The 14,663-nt window shown below is 66.1% G+C and carries 13 protein-coding genes; 6 read left to right on the top strand and 7 right to left on the bottom strand.

The genetic code is table 11. The features are described from left to right. Positions 1 to 11: 11 nt before the first annotated feature. Positions 12 to 1,427: a TolC family outer membrane protein gene (locus DDZ17_RS15530; protein ID WP_116367886.1), complete on the bottom strand. Its 1,416-nt coding sequence runs from the start codon at positions 1,425 to 1,427 to the stop codon at positions 12 to 14. Positions 1,428 to 1,673: 246 nt separating this feature from the next. Here DDZ17_RS15530 and DDZ17_RS15535 point away from each other — a divergent pair, with 246 nt between their 5' ends. The 5 genes from DDZ17_RS15535 (at position 1,674) to DDZ17_RS15555 (ending at position 6,628) form a co-directional block, all read left to right on the top strand. Continuing rightward, positions 1,674 to 2,123 carry a DUF1249 domain-containing protein gene (locus DDZ17_RS15535; RefSeq protein ID WP_116367887.1) on the top strand — a complete coding sequence of 150 codons (450 nt, stop codon included), beginning with the start codon at positions 1,674 to 1,676 and terminating at the stop codon, positions 2,121 to 2,123. Positions 2,124 to 2,142: 19 nt separating this feature from the next. Beyond that, complete coding sequence (gene cpdA / locus DDZ17_RS15540; RefSeq protein ID WP_116367888.1) at positions 2,143 to 2,988, top strand: 3',5'-cyclic-AMP phosphodiesterase; 846 nt, start codon at positions 2,143 to 2,145, stop codon at positions 2,986 to 2,988. Between the two features lie 61 nt (positions 2,989 to 3,049). Further along, complete coding sequence (gene parE / locus DDZ17_RS15545) at positions 3,050 to 4,939, top strand: DNA topoisomerase IV subunit B (protein ID WP_116368243.1); 1,890 nt, start codon at positions 3,050 to 3,052, stop codon at positions 4,937 to 4,939. A 78-nt stretch (positions 4,940 to 5,017) separates the two neighbouring features. Then, a complete protein-coding gene (locus tag DDZ17_RS15550) occupies positions 5,018 to 5,620 on the top strand; it encodes a YceI family protein (RefSeq protein WP_116367889.1) in 603 nt (200 codons plus the stop codon). A 12-nt stretch (positions 5,621 to 5,632) separates the two neighbouring features. Next, positions 5,633 to 6,628: an alpha/beta fold hydrolase gene (locus DDZ17_RS15555; protein ID WP_157976676.1), complete on the top strand. Its 996-nt coding sequence runs from the start codon at positions 5,633 to 5,635 to the stop codon at positions 6,626 to 6,628. 46 nt (positions 6,629 to 6,674) lie between these two features. Here DDZ17_RS15555 and DDZ17_RS15560 read toward each other — a convergent pair whose 3' ends face one another. The 3 genes from DDZ17_RS15560 to DDZ17_RS15570 are packed head-to-tail and all read right to left on the bottom strand — an operon-like array spanning position 6,675 to position 10,563. Further along, entirely contained in the window at positions 6,675 to 8,930 is a 2,256-nt protein-coding gene (locus tag DDZ17_RS15560; RefSeq protein WP_241505913.1) for a tetratricopeptide repeat protein, read from the bottom strand. A 32-nt stretch (positions 8,931 to 8,962) separates the two neighbouring features. Further along, positions 8,963 to 10,039: a glycosyltransferase family protein gene (locus DDZ17_RS15565; RefSeq protein ID WP_116367891.1), complete on the bottom strand. Its 1,077-nt coding sequence runs from the start codon at positions 10,037 to 10,039 to the stop codon at positions 8,963 to 8,965. Next, positions 10,039 to 10,563, bottom strand: a complete 525-nt coding sequence (locus DDZ17_RS15570; RefSeq protein ID WP_206613566.1) for a phosphatase PAP2 family protein — start codon at positions 10,561 to 10,563, stop codon at positions 10,039 to 10,041. Before DDZ17_RS15570 ends, DDZ17_RS15565 begins: the two co-directional genes overlap by 1 nt. Positions 10,564 to 10,732: 169 nt before the next feature. On the opposite strand from DDZ17_RS15570, the gene DDZ17_RS15575 reads away from it, so the two are divergent. Then, positions 10,733 to 11,434 carry a glutamine amidotransferase-related protein gene (locus DDZ17_RS15575; protein ID WP_116368246.1) on the top strand — a complete coding sequence of 234 codons (702 nt, stop codon included), beginning with the start codon at positions 10,733 to 10,735 and terminating at the stop codon, positions 11,432 to 11,434. A gap of 35 nt (positions 11,435 to 11,469) precedes the next feature. Here the strand turns inward: DDZ17_RS15575 and DDZ17_RS15580 are convergent, their stop codons facing one another. The 3 genes from DDZ17_RS15580 to DDZ17_RS15590 are packed head-to-tail and all read right to left on the bottom strand — an operon-like array spanning position 11,470 to position 14,648. Further along, positions 11,470 to 11,838 (bottom strand): STAS domain-containing protein, encoded by a 369-nt coding sequence (locus DDZ17_RS15580; RefSeq protein WP_116367892.1) that lies wholly within the window; start codon positions 11,836 to 11,838, stop codon positions 11,470 to 11,472. Next, the gene (locus tag DDZ17_RS15585; protein ID WP_116367893.1) at positions 11,838 to 14,189 is read right to left on the bottom strand and encodes a SpoIIE family protein phosphatase; all 2,352 of its coding nucleotides are present in this window, start codon (positions 14,187 to 14,189) and stop codon (positions 11,838 to 11,840) included. Before DDZ17_RS15585 ends, DDZ17_RS15580 begins: the two co-directional genes overlap by 1 nt. A gap of 18 nt (positions 14,190 to 14,207) precedes the next feature. Further along, positions 14,208 to 14,648 (bottom strand): VOC family protein, encoded by a 441-nt coding sequence (locus DDZ17_RS15590; RefSeq protein WP_116367894.1) that lies wholly within the window; start codon positions 14,646 to 14,648, stop codon positions 14,208 to 14,210. Between the last annotated feature and the right edge of the window lie 15 nt (positions 14,649 to 14,663).

Here is a 14,663-nt window from a genome sequence, read left to right on the forward strand (position 1 = left end):
GCGGCGGGGGATCAGGGGGTGCTGCTGGCGGTGGGTGCCGGCGGTTCTTCCAGCGCCTCGTCGAGGCGGTAGACATCTTCCGGGCTCAGTAGGCCGGCCTGTTCCTTCAGGCGCAGAATGTCGATGATGTAATCGTAGCGGCTGTTGGCGTAGTCGCGCTCGGCGGCGAACAGGGTGTTCTGGGCGTTCAGCACGTCCACCACGTTACGGGTGCCCACTTCATAACCCGCCTGGGTGGCATCCAGGGCGCTCTTGGAAGAGACAATACTCTGCTTGCGGGCGGCCACGCGGGACACGTCGCTCATCACCGTCATGTGCAGCGAGCGGGTATTGGTCACCGTGTTGCGGGCCAGGTTGATGCGGTTCTCGCGGCTGGCGTTGAACTGCTCGGCGGCCTGGCGACGGTTGGCGCTGATGGCGCCGCCGCTGAACAGCGGTACCTGCAGGCTGATCTGCCACTGGTTCTGCTCGGTATCGTTGTCGGGCGAGGTATCAAACTCGGTGGAGGGGCGACGGTTGAGCTCACCCTCGGTGCTGTAGTCGGAGTAGGCGTAGCTGCCCACCACTTTTGGCGCGTGTTCGTACTTGTTGGCCTTGGCGGTGTTGCGGGCCACTTCCTCGGCGTAGCGGGCGGCCTGCAGTTCAAAGTTGTTCTGCAGCGCAAACTCGACCCAGGCGGCGCGGTCGGTGGGCTCCGGGTTCTTCACGTCAAAGTCCTCGGACAGCACGCTGAGCGTATCGTGGTGCTGGCCGGTGAGCACAGACAGACGCTCCAGCGCCACGCGCACATTGTTCTCATCGACAATCCGGTTGACCCGCGACAGGTCGAAGGCGGCCTGGGCCTCGTACACGTCGGTGATCGCAATCAGGCCCACCTCAAAGCGCTGCTGGGTCTGTTCCAGCTGGCGTTCAAAGGCGCGCTCGGCGGCCTTGGAGGCGGACAGGTTGTCCTGGGCGCGCAGCACGCCGAGGTAGGCCTCCACCGTGCGCACAATCAGGTTCTGCTGGTTGGCGGCAAAGGTGGCCTCGGCCTGCTTGGTGAATTCCTTGCCGGACTGGAAGGTGAACCACGCCGGCAGATCGAAAATGGCCTGGTTGAGCGATACCTGGTAGCCGTCGGTGCTGGTGTCGGTATTGGTGAAGGTGTCGATGCGGCCAAAGCCGCCACTGTCGATAATGCCGACGCTCTCCGCCGTGCGGTCCTGGTCGGAATCGGTGTAGTCGTAGCTGCCGGTGATCTGCGGCAGCAGGGCGGCGCGGCCCAGGTTTTCGTTTTCGAGGTTGGCGCGGTACTGGGCCTGTTCGGCTTTCAACTGCGCGTCGTTTGCCAGGGCGAGTTCGTAGATATCCCGCAGCGATTCAGCACGGGCACTCTGGATGGCAAGGGACAGTGTCAGCGCCAGCAGCGCAAGTCCGGTAGATTTCATGGATTTTCCCTGTGTCGAGCGGGTAGCGCGTGGCAGTTTACCAGCGTGACTCCCGCGGCGCATGTTAATACGCCGCAATAAAAGCCCCTGCAGAGCCGCCGAAAGTGCCATGGTAAGTGCTACACTCAGTTATCGTCCACGCGCCGGCCGGCCACCTGTCGCGTCACAGCGTGGTTTCGTCGCAGGCGGGTCTCCTGAGGGTGACACCGCCGGCAGTAAAATCATCACCAGCAAGTGGAGACAGCGATGAGCGTACAGCGGGCTCGCAAGCGGGCCTTCAAAATGGATCTTGTCAAACTGCATGCGGTTTGCGAGGCCAATTACGCCCGATTGCTGCGCCTGTTCCCGGACTACGAGCACAGCAACAGCCGGGAATTCCACGTGGGCCCGGCGCGGGTGGTGCTGGAGGTGCTGGAGCGCAGCCGCTATACCACCTTCTTCCGCGTGCAGCAGTACCACGCAGACGCGCGCTGGCTCGGCCGCCTGCGGGTGGAGGTGCGGGCCTACCACGATGCCGGCATGCTGGAGGTGGGCGCCTTCCAGTCCCACCGCCGTATCGCTCCCCGCTACGACTACCCCAATACCCACATGCTGCAGCAGGACGAGAAGATCCAGCAGAACCACTTCCTCGCCGAGTGGCTGGAACACTGCCTCGGCCACGGCCACGCCAATACCGTTCACCCCATCACCGGCTGACCACCACCGCCGCAGCACCATGACCCATTTTCTTGCCCAGCGACAGGATGTGCCCCACACCGGCGGCCCGGTGCGGCTCTGCCAGTTCACTGACTGCCACCTTGGCGCCGAGCAGGGCGGCCGCCTGCTGGGCATGGACACCGACCACGCCATGCTGGCGGTGATCGAGCAGGCCCGCCGCGACGGGCGCGAGGCCGATGTGGTACTGGCCACCGGCGACCTGGCCGATGGCGGTGCCCCGGCGGCCTACCTGCGCCTGCAGGCGGCGCTGGCGGCCTTCTGCCCGCGGCAGTTCTGGCTGCCCGGCAACCACGATGACTGCGCCGCCATGCAGGCAGTGCCGGGCAGCGCTGCCTACCTGTGCGGTGATGTGCGCATCGGCCACTGGCAGATCCTGCTGCTCAATTCCCAGATTCCCGGGGAGATCGGCGGTGAGATCGGCGCGCAGCAGCTGGCGGCCCTGGAGCGCGCCCTGCAGTGCGCCGCCGGCGAAGGTCGCCACAGCCTGATCTGCCTGCATCACCAGCCGGTGCCCATTGGCTGCGACTGGCTGGACGAGCAGCGCGTGGCCGACGCCGATGCCCTGTTTGCGGTGGTGGAGCGCTTTGCCGGGGTGAAGGCCCTGCTGTGGGGTCACATCCACCAGGAGGTGGACCGCTACCACAACGGCCTGCGCCTGCTGGCCTCGCCCTCCACCTGCGTGCAGTTTGCCCCCGGCAGCGAAGACTTCCAGGCCGACGACCTGCCCCCCGGCTACCGCTGGTTGGAGCTGCACCCCGACGGCAGCCTGGAGACCGGCGTGAGCCGGGTGCAGGGGGTCACCTTTGAGGTCAACCTGCGCCAGCGCGGATATTTGAAGCACTGACGCTGCACCGGCGCGGCCCTTGTGTACAATGGGCCGCATTCACACCGATGTAACCGCAGGCATGACCCAGTACACCTCTGAAGATATCGAAGTCCTCACCGGACTGGAGCCGGTGCGCAAGCGCCCCGGCATGTACACCGACACCACCCGCCCCAACCACCTGGCCCAGGAGGTCATCGACAACAGTGTCGACGAGGCCCTGGCCGGCCATGCCGATCGCATCGACGTGGTGCTGTACAAAGACGGCAGCCTGGCGGTCACCGACAACGGCCGCGGCATGCCGGTGGACATCCACCCGGAACAGGGCAAGCCCGGGGTGGAGGTGATCCTGTCCACCCTGCACGCCGGCGGCAAATTCTCCAACAAGAACTACCAGTTCAGCGGTGGCCTGCACGGGGTGGGCGTGTCGGTGGTGAACGCCCTGTCCAGCGAGCTTGAGGTGACCATCCGCCGCGATGGCGGGGTGCACCGCATCGTGTTCGGTGGCGGCGAGAAAAAATCCGACCTGGAGCAGATCGACACCTGCGGCAAGCGCAACACCGGCACCTCGGTGCGCTTTACCCCGGATGCCAAGTACTTCGACTCGGTCAACTTCTCGGTGTCGCGCCTGCGCCATGTACTGCGCGCCAAAGCGGTGCTGTGCCCCGGCCTGCGCATCACCTTCAAGGACGAGAAGAAGGGTGAGAGCGACGAGTGGTACTACGAAGACGGCCTTACCGACTACCTGGCCGATGCCACCATCGACTACCCCTGCCTGCCTGAACAGCCCTTTACCGGCAGTTTCAGCGGCTCCACCGAGGCGGTGGAATGGGCCGTGCAGTGGCTGCCCGAGGGCGGCGAAGTGGTGGCCGAATCCTATGTGAACCTGATCCCCACCGCCCAGGGCGGCACCCACGTCAACGGCCTGCGCACCGGCCTGCTGGATGCCATGCGCGAGTTCTGCGAACTGCGCAGCCTGCTGCCCCGGGGCGTCAAACTGACCCCGGACGACATCTGGGAACGCTGCTGCTACGTGCTGTCTTCCAAGCTGGAAGACCCCCAGTTCTCCGGCCAGACCAAGGAGCGCCTGTCCTCCCGCGAGGCGGCGGCCTTTGTGTCCGGCGTGGCCAAGGACGCCTTCAGTCTGTGGCTGAACCAGCACACCGAAGAGGCGGAAAAGCTCGCCGAGCTGTGCATCAATAACGCCCAGCGCCGGCTGCGCTCGGCCAAGAAGGTCACCCGCAAGAAGGTGACCGCCGGCCCCGCCCTGCCCGGCAAACTGGCGGACTGCTCCGGCGAAGACCCCACCCGCGGCGAGCTGTTTCTGGTGGAGGGCGACTCCGCTGGCGGCAGCGCCAAGCAGGCCAGAGACCGGGAGTTCCAGGCCATCCTGCCGTTGCGCGGCAAAATCCTGAACACCTGGGAAGTGGACTCCCAGGAAATTCTGGCCAGCCAGGAAGTGCACAACATTTCCGTGGCGCTCGGCATCGACCCGGCCTCCGATGATCTTTCCGGCCTGCGCTACCACAAGGTCTGCATTCTGGCCGACGCCGACTCCGACGGCCTGCACATCGCCACCCTCATCTGCGCCCTGTTCGTGCGTCACTTCCGCCCTCTGGTGGCGGCGGGGCACGTGTTTGTGGCCATGCCGCCCCTGTACCGCATCGACGTGGGCAAGGAAGTGTTCTACGCCCTGGACGAAGCCGAAAAGCAGGGCGTGCTGGATCGCATCGAGGCAGAAAAGAAAAAAGGCAAGGTGAACGTGCAGCGCTTCAAGGGCCTGGGCGAGATGAACCCCTTGCAGCTGCGCGAGACCACCATGGACCCGGACACCCGCCGCCTGGTGCGCCTGGTGCTGGACCCCGGCGACGACACCAACGCCATGCTCGACATGCTGCTGGCCAAAAAACGCTCATCGGACCGCAAGGCCTGGCTGGAATCCAAGGGCGATCTGGCGGAGGTGCTGGCCTAGCTAGCACCGCGCCCCAGCCGTGTTACAGTGGGCGCCCACCGGGGCGGCGGCGCCCCGCAATCAAGCAGAGGTAGCGAAATGGGTATCAGGCAGACTTTTGCGGGGCTGGCCACCGGGCTGGGCCTGTTGCTGGCCGCCAGCGGTGCGGCGGCGCAGTGGGAGCTGGACAACGACAGCTCCAGCCTCAACTTTATCTCCATCAAGAATGACGCCGTGGCGGAAACCCACCGCTTCAAGTCGCTGGTGGGTTTTGTCGGCGAAGACGGCGCGGTGCAGCTGGGCATTGACCTGGCGTCGGTGGATACCGGCATCGAGATTCGCGACGGCCGCATGCGCGAGATGCTGTTCGACACCGCCCAGTTCACCACCGCCAACGTGACCGGCAATGTGGACCCTGCCATCCTGTCGCAGATTGAAGCCGGCACGGTGCTGTCCACTGACCTGGATGTGAACCTGTCCCTGCACGGGGTGGATGCCAAGGTGTCGGTGCCGGTGGTGGTGATGGGCGAAAGCTCTGGCCAGCTGCGGGTGATTACGGCGCGGCCGGTGCTGCTCAGCGCCAATAATTTCGAGCTGCAAAAGGGTGTGGCCGCGCTGCAGGAAGTGGCTGGCCTGAAGAGTATCAGCACGGCGGTGCCGGTGACCTTCCACCTGGTTTTCAAACCCGCTTCCGCCTCCTGAGGGCGCCTGCCCTTGGCTGAGGTCACACTCCAGCACCATCACATTGCGCAGGGTGATGTCACCCTGCACTGCGTGAGCGCGGGCGCTGGCCCGCTGGTATTGCTGGCCCACGGCTTTCCCGGGCTCTGGTACAGCTGGCGCCACCAGCTGCCGGCCCTGGCCGCTGCCGGTTACCGGGCCGTGGCGTTGGACATGCGCGGTTATGGCGAGAGCTCCCGCCCCCTGCACAGCGAGGCTTATCACTTTGACCACCTGGCTGCGGATCTGTTTGCGGTACAGTCGTACTTTGGTGAGCGCAGCGCGGTGCTGGTGGGGCATGATTTTGGTGCCAACCTGGCCTGGCACATGGGCCTGCACCACGCGGATCGCATTCGCGCGGTGGCGGTGCTGGCGTCTCCCCGGGGCATGCCCCTGGCCGGCGGCGGCGATGTGTGCCCGTCTGAGCTGTTTGCCCAGGTGGCGGCGCAGCACTTCTTCCATATGCACTACTTCCAGCAGGCGGGCGTTGCCGAGGCGGATCTCGCCGGCCGCGAGGAGACCTTCCTGCGCCGCCTGTTCTGGGCCCTGGGCGCCGAGGGCAACCTGCTGGACTGGACCCGCTACCCGAGCGGTGGTACCACCTATCTCGATGTGCTGGAGGAGCCGCCCCGTGCGCTGCCCTGGGGCTGGATGAGCGAGGAGGATTTTGCCACCTACCTGGCGGCCTATCTGGCACAGCCGGGGCCGGCAGTGTTTGCCGGGGGGCTAAATGCCTACCGCGCCATGGATGTCAACTGGCATACCTTCCGCAAGCAGCTGTTTGACCCGCTGCCCTGCCCGGCGCTGTTTGTGGCCGGTGAAGCCGACCCGGTGATCAAGCTGTGCCCGGCGGACGTGTTCGAGCGCCAGCGCGCGCTGGTGCCGGATTTACGCGGTGATATTCGCATTGCCGGTGCCGGGCATTTTGTGCAGCAGGAGCAGCCGGCGGCGACCAACCGCGCCCTGCTGGATTTTCTGCACACCCTGTAACGCTCCGCCCCGGGAGGCCGGCGCGCTTATTCAGCGACTTTCCAACTCAGCGACTTTCCAATTCTCTTAGCAGCTGGTTGTAGGCCGGGTTGCGCGGGTCGGTGGCCTGCAGCTGGCGGGCGTAGCGGCGGGCCGCGTCCAGCTTGCCCTGTTCGGCGCTGTAGTTGGCCAGCGCCAGCAGCACGTCGGGGTTCTGTGGCGCCTGGCGCAGCAGTTTTTCCAGTTCTGTCAGTGCTTTTTTCGGCTGGCCAAGGTCGTGCAGGGCCACCGCGTACACATAGCGCTGCCGGGTGCCGGTGGTTTCCAGGCGCGCTGCGCGGCCGAGGTAGTCGAGCGCCTGTTCGCTGTTGCCGGCGCGGGTTTCCAGCAGGCCCAGGGCGTAGAGTGTGGGGCCGTTGTCCGGAGCAATGGCCAGCGCCTCCTGCAACTGCGCTTTGGCCTCGTCATCACGCTGCTGGGCGCGCAGCAGGTCGGCCAGGTTGAGGCGGGCGGGCACCAGTTGGGGGTTCAGTTCAATGGCGCCGCGATAGGCCGCCTCGGCGCCGGGCGCATCGCCGCGGCTGGCCAGGAAGATGCCGAGCTGCATACGGTTGCCGGGCATGTCCGCGTGCTGTTTGGCAATGCGCTGGTACTCACCAAACAGCACCCGCAGCGCTTCCACGTCGGCCTCGCGCAACTGGGCCAGGGGCACCGGGGCCAGTTGTTCTGCTACCGCCAGGCGCACCGATGTCACCGGGTCGTTCACCAGCGGGCGCAGCAGCTGGAAGCGCTGGGGCAGGGGCAGGGCAGACAGGGCATTCACCGCGCTGGTGCGCAGCAGCGGGTCGGCTGAGGTAAGCAGGCCGCGGGCGATATCGACCCCCTGGCGGTCGCCGCTCTGGCCCAGGCTCTCCACGGCGGCGGCGCGCCAGATGGCCGGCGCGCCGGTATCGGTGGCCAGCTCCGCTAGGCGCGGTACGGCGCGGGTGTCGCCGGCGGCCATGCCGGCAAAGGCGCGGGCCGGGTGGGTAGCGGTGTCGCTGAAGTGCACGCCCCATTCGCGCAGCGACTGCAATGCCCACTCGTCGTCGCGCTCGCTGTGGCAGGCGGTACAGGCATTGGGTGTATCCAGCATGATGCCCAGATCGGGCCGGGGGATGCGCATGCTGTGGTCGCGGCGCGGATCCACCACCATGTAGGTCGTTTCTGGCATGTGGCAGTTGGCGCACTGGGCGCCGCTGCTGCCGGCCGGGTGGTGGTGATGTTCGGGTACATCGTAGGTGTCTGCTTTGTGGCACTGGGCGCACACGCCGTTGCCCGGCGCGCGCAGTTCAAGGCTGTGGGGCTCGTGGCAGTTGGAGCACACCACGCCGGCCTGGTGCATCTTGCTCTGGGTGAAGGAGCCGTACACATAGACCTCGTCGCGAATCTGCCCGTCGTGGTAGTAGAGCGGGGCGTGGGGCAGGCTCAGGCGGTGGGTATCGGACAGGCTGCGGCCATAGTGGTACTCACCAAGCGTGCCACGGCGGGAATGGCAGCGTCCGCAGGTGTCGATCTGGCTGTTGCCGGCCACCGGGCTGCGCCGCCTGGCAATGCTCTCGCCCTGCGGGAAGGCCCATTCGCCGCGCTGGGCCAGATCCACCGGGAAGCCGGCGTGGGCGGCGCCCGCCAGTTGGCCGGACTGGGCCAGGGCGCGGTGCTGCTCGCCGGGGCCGTGGCAGGCTTCGCAGCTAACGTTGACTTCGAAATAGCGGGTATCGAAGCTGTTGCTGCCAGCGCTGTAGTTTTTTTGCAGGTCAGTGCTGTGGCACTCGGCGCAGCGGGTATTCCAGTTCTGGTAGGGGCCGGTCCAGTGCAGCGGGTCGCTGTGGTCGATGGTGTCATCCGGGTAGAGGTGGAACCAGCGCTGGCCGCCCTCGCTGGCAGGGCGGCTGTCCCAGGCGATGGACAGGGCCTGCAGGCGGCCCCCGGAGAGGGGCAGCAGGTACTGCTGCAGGGGATACACCCCGAACACGTAGGGCACCGGGAAGTCGGTCAATTTGCCGTCTTCCCCGTCGGTGCGCACCATGAACTGGCCATCCTTGCGGAAGAAGCGGGTGGTTACGCCGTTGTAGCTGAATTCGGCGTTGTCGAAGTTGCCGAGCACCGTGTCCTCGGTGGCGCTTTGCATGGCGAGGTCGTGATGGGAGCCCTGCCAAGCTTCAAACTCCGCTGCGTGGCAGGCCTTGCAGGCCTGGCCGCCGATAAACCCGGGGTGATCCTGCCCGGCAGCGCACAGGGGAAAAGCCACAAGGGCCAGGAGCAGGGGAACAAATCGGCCCACGGAAGAACTACCTGTTGTGCAAAAGCGCTAGGCTAACCCAGGGGCTGGTGAATCCCAAGCGCGGGGGCGGGTGAATGCCAGGTGCTGGCGGCCGGTTGCGGCCACAGGCGCCGCGCCAGCTCGGCGGGCGCCTCGCTGGCGCCGCTGGCCAGCCAGCGCGCCAGCACTTCGTGCACGCGCTGGTAGTGGACCGTGGGCGACGCTGGGGTGCTGGCAAGCCACTGTTTGAGCGCCTCACCGTTCAGGCTGTGGATAACCCGGGCGTAGCCCAGCTCCTGCAGTGCCCGTGCGTTGGAGAGCTGCTCCATCTGCCCGGCCAGCGGCTTGGTGAGCACCGGCTTGCGCCACTGCAGGCATTCGCTGATCAACTCAAAGCCGCTGTTGCAGATAACCCCGTTGCTGCTGGCCAAATCGCGCTTGAAGGCGCTGATGCTGGTGGGGTGCAGCTGTACATTGCCGCGCTCGCCGGCGCTGAGCCCGGCGGCGTACTGCAAAAAACGCTGCCCGGGGAACTGCTGCAGCCAGCGGGTGACCTCGGCCTGGTCTTCAAAGGGCAGGTAGACCAGGATGTGGCCGGCGGGCGCCCGGGGCAGGTCCGGCAAGTCCAGAATGGGTGGCAGGACGTTGCTGGCGTAGGGGTGCCAGTGCAGGCCCAGGGGCACATCCACCGGCGCGAAATGGCGCATGATAAAGCGCGACAGGGCGTTGCCGCCGCTCACCGGCGTGCCCTCGCCAAAGGCGTACTGGTGGCCAATGCCGATAGTGCGCACCCCGGCCAGGCGGCCCGCCCAGGCTGACACCGGCTCGAAGTCGGTGACGATGGCGTCGTAGCCGCCAAGGCTCAGCGAGCGGGCGTCGCGCAGGCATTCAAACAGGTTGTTGCCAAGCACCGTGTTCAGGTAGCTGATGCCGCCGGCGCGGGTGGCGAAGGTCAGGCCGCGGCGGTGCTGGAAGTGGCCAAAGGGCTCCATGTCGAACAGGCGTTCCCGGGGGCGCCCGGTGAACAGCCAGTCCACCTGGATATCCAGCCCCTGAAAGGCCCGCGCCATGGCCCGGGCGCGGCTGATGTGGCCCTGGCCGGTGGCCTGAACCCCGTACAGGATGCGCATCAGCCGGGCAGGCCCAGCAGGGCGGCGGTGAACAGGGCGCAGGCGGTGCCCATGAGGGCCCCGGCGACGGTGTCGCCGGGGAAGTGCACCCCAAGCACAATGCGGCTTAGGGCAACGCTGGTGGCCCACAGGTACATGGCGATCACCGGCCCGCCGTACACCAGCACCAGCACGGTGGCCAGCAGGAAGGCGGCGGAGCTGTGTCCGGAGGGAAAGCTGAACTGGTCGGAGGCGGTGATCAAACTGCGAAAGCCCGGCACCGCCTCCTGCGGCCGGCGCCGCTTGAGGGTGTTTTTCAGCGACCAGTACAGGGTGCGCTCGGCGGCCAGCGACAGGGCCAGCAGGGTGCAGAACTGATCCAGGTAGCGCGCGCCGATCAGCGCCAGCAGCAGGGGAATCAGCAGGTGCAGGTAACCGTCCCCGGAGCGGGACAAGGCCCGAGCGAGGGGTCTGACCATGCGCCGTTCGCCCTGTCTGAAAACCCTGGCGAGCAGGCGTAAATCGAGCTCTTGCAGTGCGTTCATAGTGGGCAGTGTGCGCCTGGTGCATGGCAGTTGCGTGACAGTTATGTGGCACTTTGGTGACAATTGCCGGCGCCGGGCCTGCCTCTTTGGTGTTATGGACAGCCTGCCGGGCCATTTCTATCATGGCCACAACCTGCGCGCGCCGCGCACCCTGGATACTGGAAACACGATGAAACTTGGCATTCTCAAAACCGATGCCGTGCGCCCCGAGTGGGTGCCGGGCTTTGGTGAATACCCCGACATGTTCATGGCCCTGCTGGGCCGCCTCGACCCGACGCTTGAGTTTGCCGTGTGGGATGTGGAGCAGGGCGAGTACCCCGAGGACATCGACGTGGCGGATGCCTACCTGATTACCGGCAGCAAGAGCAGCGTGTACGACGACAAGCCGTGGATTGCCACGCTGATGGACTTTGTGCGCGAGCTGCACCGCCGCGAGAAGAAAATCGTCGGCATCTGCTTTGGCCACCAGCTGGTGGCCCAGGCCCTCGGCGGGCGGGTGGAGAAATCACCCAAGGGCTGGGGCGTGGGGCTGCATACCCACACCTTTTCTTCGCAACCCGAGTGGCATGACAAGGCAGAGCCTGGTTTTGACATTCTGGTGAGCCACCAGGACCAGGTGGTACAGAACGCGGCCGGTGCCGAGGTGCTGGCTGGCTCGGACTTTTGTGAAAATGCCGTCTGCCAGGTGGGCGATCACATTCTCACCTTCCAGGGGCACCCGGAGTTTGTGCCGGGCTATTCGCGGGAGATCATGGAGTTTCGCCGGGAGCAGATCGGCGAGAGCGCTTATACCCGGGGCGTGGCCTCGCTGGCCAGCGCGCCCCAGAGCGACCGCATTGGCCGCTGGATACTGAACTTCCTGCGCGGCTGAGGCTGGCCTGGGCCTGAACTGAGCCTGAACGCCAGCTAGCGGCTGCGGGCCTGCATGGCGTCCAGGTAGTCGTCCAGTTCCTGGTCGTTGGCGAACACCGCCATGTCCGGCAGGGCCTTGAGAATCTCGAAGACCTTTTCGATATGCGGCTTGCGATGGCTGGCGGCCAGGCGCTGCCCGGCTTCCCGGGCCTGCTTGGCTGCCTTGAATACCACCCGCAATCCGGCGGAGCTGATGTAGTCCAGCTCGCGCATGTCCAGCACGTTCAGCTGCATGCCGCTGGCCAGTACCTGCTGCAACTCCTGCTCAAAGGCGGGGGCGGTGTCGGTGTTGAGGGCACCGCTCAAATAGAGCCGGGCCACGGAGCGATCCGGGTCGGTGGCGAGTCGGGTATCGAGTTTCATCAGCGGTGTCCTGTCCTGTCTTTTTCTGTTGTCAGCGAGCGGCCCAGTTCCAGGCAGTTCTCATTGCCATCCCGGCAATAACGCTGCCAGTCGGTCAGCTGCACAATCAAGTGTACGCCAAGGCCGCCAATTTCCGCATGGTCAATGTCTGCCCCCAGCGTGGCCCGGCGCCCGTCCTCCAGGGGGTTGAAGGGGATGCCGGCGTCGCGCACGGTCAGCCGAACCTCCCCGTCGTCAATGGCCAGCGTCACGCTCACCTCGTCATGCTCGCCAAGGCTGCTGTATTTGAAGATGTTGGTGATCACCTCTTCCAGCACCAGTTGCAATTCGCTGCGACTCTGGGCCGGCACCTGGGACCCCAGCACTTCAGCCAGCCAGTCGAGGCAGGCGCCGGTAACGCCCGGGATGAGGTGAAAGGTGCGCTGGTGCTGGCGAGCGCGGTGTGGGCGTGGCGGCTCCAGCAGCAGCACCGTGATGTCGTCGGACTGGGCCGCGCCATCGGTGAAGCGGCCAATATCATCGATCAGGCGCTGCCCCGCCGCCGGCAGTGGCTGCCCGGCGCTGCTGCCCAGCCACTGCAGCAGGCGCGCATGGCCAAACATGTCGCCGGCGCTGTTGAAGGCCTCGTCCACCCCGTCGGTGTACACCACCAGCCGGTCGCCGGGCTGCAGCGTAAGTTGGTTGTCGGGGTAGCTCTGGTCGGCCACCAGGCCGGTGGCGGGGCCGCTGTCCTGCAGCAGGCTGGCGGCGTGCCCGTCGCGCAGCAGCAAAGGTGGTGTGTGGCCGGCGCTGGCGTAGCGCAGTTGCAGGCTGTCCAGGTCCAGCACGGCCAGCACCAGGGTGACAAACATGCAGTTGCTGTTGCGCTCCACCAGGGCGTTGTTCAGCTCCGCCAGCTTCCGGCCTGGGCTGGTGCTGCCCGGGTGTTGCAGGTGGCTCAGGCAGCGCGCCATGAACAGCGCCGCCGGCACGCCCTTGTCGGAGACATCCCCCACGGCAAAAAACAGTTGGCGGCCCTGCAGGCTGTAGGTGAACAAATCGCCCCCCACGGTGCGCGCCGATTCCACCGTGGCCCAGAGTTGCACGTCGTCAAAATGCTCGCTGGCGCGGCCGCTCTGGGGCAGCATGGCCATCTGGATGTCGCGGGCAGCCGACAGCTCGCCTTCCATGCGGCTGCGGCTGGCGGTAGCCTGTTCCAGGTCGCTGATGTGGCGCTTCAGTTCTTCCTTCATGTGGCCGAAGGACTGCACCAGCCGCGCCACCTCGTCGTTCCCGGTGGCCTGAGGCAGGGGCGTGTCGAGATGGCCCTCGCCGAGCTGGTCGGCGGACAGGGCAAGCGCGGTCAGCGGGCGGGTGATGCGCCGGGTGACGAGGTTGACCACCAGAATCATCACCGCCAGGCACAAAAGGCCAAGGGCAATGACCTTGTACTCATAGGCCCGCAGCTGGGCCAATACATCCCGCTCGGAATAAATAACGCCCAGCACCCAGCCGCTGTGCCGCAGGCGGGTCATGCGGATGATGCAGTGGCCGGCAATCACCTGGCAGTCGCCGTGGCGGGTGGTATCCACCCCGGGCGCCGCCTCGTTGGTCATGTCGAGCCAGAACTGCTGCTGATCGGCGTCGGGCAGGATGTCCTGATAAGGCTGGATCTGCGCTGCGTCGGTGTTGGAAGACAACACCAGCCCGTCATGACTGACCAGAAAGCCAATGCCGTGCTTGCCGAGTTCAAGGCGCTTGAGGTAGCGGTGCAGCTGGGCCAGGGTGAGGTCGGCGGTGGCCACGGCGTACAGCTGCGACCTGCCCTGCTCATCCAGGGTGAACACCGGCACAGAGTAGGTGGTCATGTAGATATCGGCGCCGCCGGCGTCGAAGTAGGGCTCGATCCAGCGCGGCTCGCCGCTGCTGGCGGCGTCGTCGAACCAGGGCAGTTGCCAGTAGGGCTCGGGGCCCTGGGCGAGATCGGCAAAGGCAATGCCATCGCCCTGCTTGAAATAGTAGGGGGCGAAGCCCTCGCGCCGGTGGGACTGACCGGGGGCCAGGGCGATGGTGGCGCCGAACACGTCGTCGTGGCGGCGTACGGTTTCTGCCAGCAGGCGGGTGAGTTCCTCTTCACTGCCGGGCCGCTGCGACACGATGCTGCCGACAAAGCGGGTATTGCCCTCGATGCCCCGCAGCATGCGCTCCAGATCCTGCACCACATCCACCACGGTGTTCTGGGAGTCGATCCGCAGGCGTTCCAGGATTTCCTCCCGCGATATGCGGTAGTCCAGCAGCAGGGCCACGGCGATGATGGTGCCCGCCGACAGGGTCAGCGACAGGATGAGGCGGGAGGCGATGCTGGCTTTCACGTTCCCGCCCGGCCGGCCTTACCAGCTGCCGGTGTTGTCCATGGAGGCCCAGGGCTCTGCCGGTGGCAGGCTGTCGCCTTCCTGCAGCAGCTCGATGGAGATGCCATCGGGTGAGCGCACGAAGGCCATGTGGCCGTCGCGCGGCGGGCGGTTGATGGTAACGCCGGCGTCCATCAGGCGCTGGCAGAGGTCGTAGATGTTCTCCACCCGGTAGGCCAGGTGGCCAAAGTTGCGCCCGCCGCTGTATGCCTCCGGGTCCCAGTTGTAGGTGAGTTCCACCAGCGGGGCCTTGTGTTCGCGTGCCTTTTCGGCATCGGCCGGCGCGGCCAAAAACACCAGGGTAAAGCGGCCGCCTTCATTGTCCCAGCGGTCCACCTCCACCAGGCCGAGTTTGTTGCAGTAGAAGTCGAGTGATTGGTCGAGGTCGCTCACGCGCACCATCGTGTGCAGGTATCTCATGGCAGTTTCAACGGC

Origin of the sequence: Parahaliea mediterranea (genome assembly GCF_003402235.1) — a bacterium.
GTDB lineage: Bacteria > Pseudomonadota > Gammaproteobacteria > Pseudomonadales > Halieaceae > Parahaliea > Parahaliea mediterranea.

Excerpts from the sequence above, each read along its gene's own strand:
- DDZ17_RS15530 (WP_116367886.1), bottom strand. The coding sequence starts at position 1,427 with ATGAAATCTACCGGACTTGCGCTGCTGGCGCTGACACTGTCCCTTGCC.
- DDZ17_RS15535 (WP_116367887.1), top strand. The coding sequence starts at position 1,674 with ATGAGCGTACAGCGGGCTCGCAAGCGGGCCTTCAAAATGGATCTTGTC.
- cpdA (WP_116367888.1), top strand. The coding sequence starts at position 2,143 with ATGACCCATTTTCTTGCCCAGCGACAGGATGTGCCCCACACCGGCGGC.
- parE (WP_116368243.1), top strand. The coding sequence starts at position 3,050 with ATGACCCAGTACACCTCTGAAGATATCGAAGTCCTCACCGGACTGGAG.
- DDZ17_RS15550 (WP_116367889.1), top strand. The coding sequence starts at position 5,018 with ATGGGTATCAGGCAGACTTTTGCGGGGCTGGCCACCGGGCTGGGCCTG.
- DDZ17_RS15565 (WP_116367891.1), bottom strand. The coding sequence starts at position 10,039 with ATGCGCATCCTGTACGGGGTTCAGGCCACCGGCCAGGGCCACATCAGC.
- DDZ17_RS15570 (WP_206613566.1), bottom strand. The coding sequence starts at position 10,563 with ATGAACGCACTGCAAGAGCTCGATTTACGCCTGCTCGCCAGGGTTTTC.
- DDZ17_RS15575 (WP_116368246.1), top strand. The coding sequence starts at position 10,733 with ATGAAACTTGGCATTCTCAAAACCGATGCCGTGCGCCCCGAGTGGGTG.
- DDZ17_RS15580 (WP_116367892.1), bottom strand. The coding sequence starts at position 11,838 with ATGAAACTCGATACCCGACTCGCCACCGACCCGGATCGCTCCGTGGCC.
- DDZ17_RS15590 (WP_116367894.1), bottom strand. The coding sequence starts at position 14,648 with ATGAGATACCTGCACACGATGGTGCGCGTGAGCGACCTCGACCAATCA.